The following is a 6,019-nucleotide window of genomic DNA, read 5'->3' as shown; positions in this document are numbered from 1 at the left end:
AGTCCCAGGCCACCCGGGCCGGCTCGTCGCCGACGGTCCGCGCGACCCGCTCCGCGCGGAGGGTGTCGAAGCCCTCGCCGGCCAGGTCGGCCAGCACGTCCTCGGCCGTGTAGAGCACCACCGGGTCCTGCGGCCCACCGGTGCCCTCGGTGAGGTTCGAGAGGTCGTGGGCGACCACGAGCAGCGTGCCGCCCGGCCAGAGCGCGTGGTACGCCGCGAGCAGGGCCGCCGCCCGCTCGGCCGCGGCCAGCTGGAGGTAGGCCACCACGACGAGGTCGTACGCCGACCGCTCGTCCCACCGGGTCGCGTCGGCGCACACCCAGCGCACCGCGGTGTCCCCGGTGAGCCGGCGCCCCTTGTCGAGCGCCACCTGCGAGAAGTCGGCCGCGGTGACCTCCCAGCCCTGCCGCGCCAGCCAGATCGCGTTGCGGCCCTCCCCGGCAGCCAGGTCCAGGGCCCGGCCCGGCGGCAGGTCGGCGAGCTCGGCGGCCACGAACTGGTTCGGGCCGGCCGACCACACGAGTTCGCTGGCGGCGTACCGCTCGTCCCACGCCTGCGCGTCCACAGCCTGAGTGAACCACTCTTTCCTCGACGGCGGATGAGCGGTCAGCCCAGCCAGCGCGACCAGTCGGCGGTGAGCAGGTCCGCGGGCCCGTCGACCACGAGCGCCGCACCGGCGTCGGTGAGCTCGGCGCGCCCGTAGCCACCGGTCAGCACCGCCAGGCAGGGCATGCCGGCGCGCTTCGCCGACTCGACGTCGTAGACGGTGTCGCCCAGCAGCACGGACCCGGACACCTCGCCGAGGCGGTGCAGCGTCTCGCCGAGCAGGTCGGGCTCCGGCTTGGAGTCCTCGACGTCCTCCGCCGTGGTCAGCACCTCGATCTCGTCCCGTACGCCGAGCAGGTCGACGGCCTCGTCGGAGAACTGCGGGTCCCCGGACGACGCGAGCGCCACCCGGTAGCCGTCGGCGTGCAGCCGGCGGACCAGGTCGGCGGCGCCGTCGATCGGCCGGACCTCCTCGCGCAGGGGGAGGTACTCCTCGCGCCAGGCGTCGCGCAGGGCGTCGCCGAGCCGCTCCTCGACCTGGTCGCCGGCGACCTCGGCCACGAGCTTGTCGCCGCCCATGCCGATCGTGCGGTGGACGGTGTGCATCGGCGGGTGCAGGTCGTGCCGGGCGAAGGCCCGGTGCCACGCCAGGGCGTGGTGGTAGGTCGAGTCGATCAGCGTCCCGTCGATGTCGAGCAGGACCGCGCCGCGGCCGCTCACGGTCGGCCGTCGCCGGTCATCCGCGGACCTTCGCCAACAGCGGGCCGGCCGCCTCCCCGAGGAACCGGTCCTGGCCCTCGTCGCCGATCTGCACGATCGCCACGTCGGTGAAGCCCGCGTCGACGTACTCCCGGATCGCCTCGGCCGCCTTGTCGAGGTCGGGGCCGCAGGGGATCGCGTCGGCGACGTCCTCGGGCCGGACGAACTGGGTCGCGGCGGCGAAGCCGGCCGGCGTGGGCAGGTCGGCGTTGACCGACCAGCCGCCGCCGAACCAGCGGAACTGCTCGTGCGCCCGCTTGACCGCCGTGTCCTCGTCGGGGTCCCAGCAGATCGGGATCTGGCCGATCGCCCGGGTGCCCTCGCCGATCCGTGGGGCGCCGCGGACGGCGTTCCACTTCTCGATCAGGTCCGGGCTCGGCTCGACGCCGACGAGGTGGTCGCCGAGCGGTGCGAAGTTCTCGATCGCCCGGTCGCCGGCGACCGCCAGCGCGAGGGGGATGCCCTCGTCGGGCAGGTCCCAGAGCCGGGCGGAGTCGACCTCGAAGTAGTCGCCGCGGTAGTCGACGAGCCCGCCCTCGCGCAGCTCGCGGATGATCTCGACCGCCTCGCGGAACATCGCCTGCCGGGTCTGGATCGCCGGCCAGCCCTCGCCGACCACGTGCTCGTTGAGGTTCTCCCCGCTGCCCAGCCCGAGCGTGAAGCGGCCCTCGGACAGGATCTGGAGGGTCGCGGCCTTCTGGGCGACCACGGCGGGGTGGTAGCGCATCGTCGGGCAGGTCACGTAGGTCATCAGCCCGACCGTCTCCGTGGCCTGCGCGACCGCGCCGAGCGTGGCCCACGCGTACGGCGCGTGCCCCTGCTCGGTCAGCCAGGGCGAGTAGTGGTCGCTCATGACCTCGAAGTCGAAGCCGGCGTACTCCGCCGCCTGCGCGTAGCGCACCAGCTCCCGCGGCCCGCTCTGCTCGGTCATGAGGGTGTAGCCGAATCGGGTCATGTCGCCCCCAGTTCCTCCTCGGAGCGCTCCCGAAACCCGGTCACCCGGTCGCCTCCAGCTCCTCGCGCATGTCGCCGAGGATCCGCGAGAGCAGGCGGGAGACCTGCATCTGGGTCACCCCGAGGTCCTCGCCGATCTCGCTCTGGGTGCGGTCCTCGAAGAACCGCAGGTAGAGGATCCGCCGGTCGCGCTCGGACAGGTCGCGGACGACGGGGGCCAGCATGACCCGCGCCTCGCTCGCCTCGTGCGAGTCGTCGTCCTCGATGATGAGGTCGCCGACCGTGGCGGTGGACTCGCCCGCGGGCTGGTCGAGCGACGTGGGGGTGAAGCAGCCGAGGGCGGCCTCGGAGTCCCGGTAGTCCTGCGGCGAGATGTCGAGCTCCGCCGCCACCTCGTCGGGGGTGGGCTCACGGCCCAGCTCCTGGGAGAGGCGGGAGAAGGCCTGGTTGGCCCGGCCCTGGAGCTCCTGGATCCGGCGCGGCGGGCGCACCGTCCAGCCGAGGTCGCGGAAGTACCGCTGGAGCTCGCCGCGAATGGTCGGGACGGCGAAGGTCAGCAGGTCCTTGCGCATCTCGGCGTCGAAGCGCTGGACCGCCTTGGTCAGTCCCTCGTAGGCCACCTGGTAGAGGTCCTCGGTCGCGACGCCCCGCCCGCGGTAGCGCATCGCCACCGACTCGGCGACCCCGCGGTTGATCAGCACGACCTGCGAGCGCAGCTCGTCGCGCCGTGCCTCGTCGGTCGTCTCGTACGCCTGGCGCAGGAGCTCGGCGGTCTGCTCGGCCCTCTCCGTGCGGGTGAGGGTGGTGGTGAGAGTGTTGGAGTCCATCGGGGCAACTCCGTCCCGAGTGGTGGGGCCTTGCCGTCTGCTCCAGCAAGGAGATGACCGGTCCCGTCTCGTTCTCGACGTTACCCGTCAGGTCGAGCGTTCCAACACCCCCGTGCAGGTGCGGGGGCGTCGGGGCGGACAACGTACCCCGTCCGAGACCGGGTCAGTCCTGCATCCGGGGTCGTTTCTGCGGCCCCGCGACGGGTACCGGGGCGACTTCCGAACGACGCGACATCACAGTGGAGGCGACACGTGAGGGCAGTGACCTGGCAGGGGCGCAAGGACATGCGCGTCGAGGAGGTTCCGGATCCCACGATCCAGGAGCCGACGGACGCGATCATCCGGATCACGACGACCGGGCTGTGCGGGTCGGACCTGCACCTCTACGACCCGTTGACGCCCTTCATGACCCCCGGCGACGTCGTCGGCCACGAGCCGATGGGCGTGGTGGAGGAGGTCGGTGCCGAGGTGCGCGACCTGAAGGTCGGCGACCGGGTCGTGGTGCCGTTCAACGTCAGCTGCGGCTCCTGCTGGATGTGCGAGCGGAACCTCCACAGCCAGTGCGAGACGACCCAGAACCGGGACCACGGGACCGGCGCGAGCCTGTTCGGCTACAGCAAGCTCTACGGACAGGTCCCCGGCGGCCAGGCCGAGTTCATGCGGGTGCCGTTCGCCGACTTCCTCCCGCAGCGCGTGCCCGACGGCCCGCCGGACGAGCGCTTCGTCTACCTCTCCGACGTGCTGCCGACCGCGTGGCAGGGCGTCGAGTACGCCGCCGTCCCGGACGGCGCGGTCCTGCTGGTCCTCGGCGCCGGACCGATCGGCGACATGGCGGCGCGGATCGCGCTGCACCGCGGCCACCGGGTGATCGTGGTCGATCGCGTGCCCGAGCGGCTCGAGCGCGTCGGAGCCCGGGGCGCGGAGCTCATCGACCTCGAGGTCGTCGAGGACGTCCCCGAGCGGGTCCGCGAGCTCACCGGAGGTCGCGGCGCCGACAGCGTCATCGACGCGGTGGGCATGGAGGCGCACGGCTCGCCCATCGCCGAGACGATGCAGAAGGGCCTGCGACTGCTGCCGAAGCAGGTCCAGGGGGCCGTGATGACCAGGGCCGGGGTGGACCGGCTCGAGGCGCTCTACTCGGCCTTCGAGTCCGTGCGCCGCGGCGGCACGGTCTCGATCTCCGGCGTGTACGGCGGCGCCGCGGACCCGATCCCGATGTTCCAGCTGTTCGACAAGCAGCTGCAGCTGCGCATGGGCCAGGCCAACGTGCGCGCCTGGACCGACGACATCTTGATGCTGCTCGGACAGGACGAGGACGTGCTCGGCGTCGAGACGTTCGCGACCCACCGGCTGCCGCTCGAGGAGGCGCCGTCGGCGTACGCGAAGTTCCAGGGCAAGGACGACGGCATGGTCAAGGTGCTGTTCAAGCCGTGACGGGCGGCCGGTCCGGGGCGGAGATCCTGGGTGAGCTGCACGACGCGATGCTCCCCAAGGGCCTCCCGGTCCCGCAGGGTGTCGAGATCGCGGCGCGCTACCTGCTCGCCGAGGACTACACCGGTGCCGGCGGCGACTGGTTCGACGCGATCCCCCTGGCCGACGGTCGGGTGGTGCTGGTGGTGGGCGACGTGGTCGGTCACGGGATCGCGGCGTCGGTGGTGATGAACGAGCTCAAGACGCTGTTCGAGGAGCGCGTCCGGGCCGACGGCGACGTGCCGGCGGCCCTCGCGCTCCTCGACGGCCGGGCCACGCGCACGGCCGAGGCCCGGTCCACGACGCTGTGCGCCGCGGTGCTCGACACCCGGAGCGGGGAGCTGACCTACACCACGGCAGGGCACCCGCCGCCGGTCCTGATCACCGACGGGTCGGCCTCGTTCCTGCCCACGACCGGCGCGGGCCCGCTCGGCTCCGGCCGCGGGTTCCCGATCGGGAGCCACGTCCTGGGCGAGGGCGACCTCCTCCTCCTCTACAGCGACGGGCTGGTCGAGCGGCCGGGCCAGGCGGCCACGCAGAGCACCGTCGAGCTGCTCCGCGCCGCGGAGGTCGCGGTCGGCGACGGACCCGACGGCGAAGCCCCCGGCGGCGACGAGACGCTGGTGGAGCGGGTCAGCCGGCAGGTCCTCGAGCTGCTCACGCGCGACACCGGGTACGCCGACGACATCACGCTCCTCGCCGCGCAGCTCGTGCCGCCGGTCGCGCCGCTGGACCTGCATCTCCCGGCCGTGCCCGACGCCGTCCGGACGGTCCGCGCCGACCTGGGGGACTGGCTGGCCGGGCTGCGCGTGGCCGAGCTCGACCGGATGGCGATCCAGCACGCGGTCGGCGAGCTCGTCAGCAACGCCGTGGCCCACGCCTACGAAGAGGTCGGGGTCGGCAACCCGGTCCACGTGGAGGCCCGCCTCACCCCGGACGGCGAGATCGTGGTCACGGTCGGTGACCGCGGCCGGTGGCGCCCGTCGAAGCGGGGGGACGGTGGACGCGGCCTGGCGCTGGCCAGCGGCTTCCTCGACGAGCTCACGGTCGAGCACGACGCCGCGGGCACCCGGGCGCGCGGGCGCTACCGGGTCAGCCACCCGGCCGTGCTCCTCCGCGGCACGGCGCCACAGGTCGCGGAGCCACCGGCGCATGCGGCCGGGCTCGGCATCGACGACGACGTGCTGCACGTCGCCGGCTCGCTCGACCTGCGCAGCGCGGACGAGCTGCGGCACGCGTGCGCCCGGGCCTCCCGGGGCGGGACGCGGCGCGTGACCATCAACCTCGCCGAGGTCGACGTGCTCTCGAGCGCTGCCGTGCAGGCGCTGTTCGACACCCGCGCGTCGGGCCCGGTCGACCTCGTGGCGCCCATGGGCTCGCCGGCCCAGCACGTGCTCGACCTCGTGCAGCTGCCGTACCGGAGCTGACAGGCGTACGCCGCGAACCGCACGGGTACGAGCGAC

Annotated in this window: 6 protein-coding genes; 2 read left to right on the top strand and 4 right to left on the bottom strand. The window is 73.4% G+C overall.

Going from position 1 to position 6,019, the window contains the following annotated elements:
• The 4 genes from ACYQ0U_RS15370 to ACYQ0U_RS15355 form a co-directional block, all read right to left on the bottom strand.
• The coding region (locus ACYQ0U_RS15370; RefSeq protein WP_459974419.1) for a class I SAM-dependent methyltransferase at positions 1-565 on the bottom strand (565 nt) is incomplete at its 3' end.
• A gap of 41 nt (positions 566-606) precedes the next feature.
• Positions 607-1,266 carry an HAD family hydrolase gene (locus ACYQ0U_RS15365; RefSeq protein WP_459974417.1) on the bottom strand — a complete coding sequence of 220 codons (660 nt, stop codon included), beginning with the start codon at positions 1,264-1,266 and terminating at the stop codon, positions 607-609.
• 16 nt (positions 1,267-1,282) lie between these two features.
• Complete coding sequence (locus ACYQ0U_RS15360; RefSeq protein WP_459974415.1) at positions 1,283-2,260, bottom strand: LLM class F420-dependent oxidoreductase; 978 nt, start codon at positions 2,258-2,260, stop codon at positions 1,283-1,285.
• Positions 2,261-2,300: 40 nt separating this feature from the next.
• Positions 2,301-3,086: a sigma-70 family RNA polymerase sigma factor gene (locus ACYQ0U_RS15355; RefSeq protein ID WP_459974414.1), complete on the bottom strand. Its 786-nt coding sequence runs from the start codon at positions 3,084-3,086 to the stop codon at positions 2,301-2,303.
• 252 nt (positions 3,087-3,338) lie between these two features.
• Here ACYQ0U_RS15355 and ACYQ0U_RS15350 point away from each other — a divergent pair, with 252 nt between their 5' ends.
• Positions 3,339-4,520 carry a zinc-dependent alcohol dehydrogenase gene (locus ACYQ0U_RS15350; RefSeq protein WP_459974412.1) on the top strand — a complete coding sequence of 394 codons (1,182 nt, stop codon included), beginning with the start codon at positions 3,339-3,341 and terminating at the stop codon, positions 4,518-4,520.
• Positions 4,517-5,983 carry a SpoIIE family protein phosphatase gene (locus ACYQ0U_RS15345; protein ID WP_459974410.1) on the top strand — a complete coding sequence of 489 codons (1,467 nt, stop codon included), beginning with the start codon at positions 4,517-4,519 and terminating at the stop codon, positions 5,981-5,983. The genes ACYQ0U_RS15350 and ACYQ0U_RS15345 overlap by 4 nt, the downstream gene beginning before the upstream one ends.
• Positions 5,984-6,019 lie beyond the last annotated feature (36 nt).

This window comes from Nocardioides pyridinolyticus (assembly GCF_054653575.1).
Note: the sequence above shows the minus strand (reverse complement) of the source record. Positions and strands in the feature narration are given on the sequence as shown.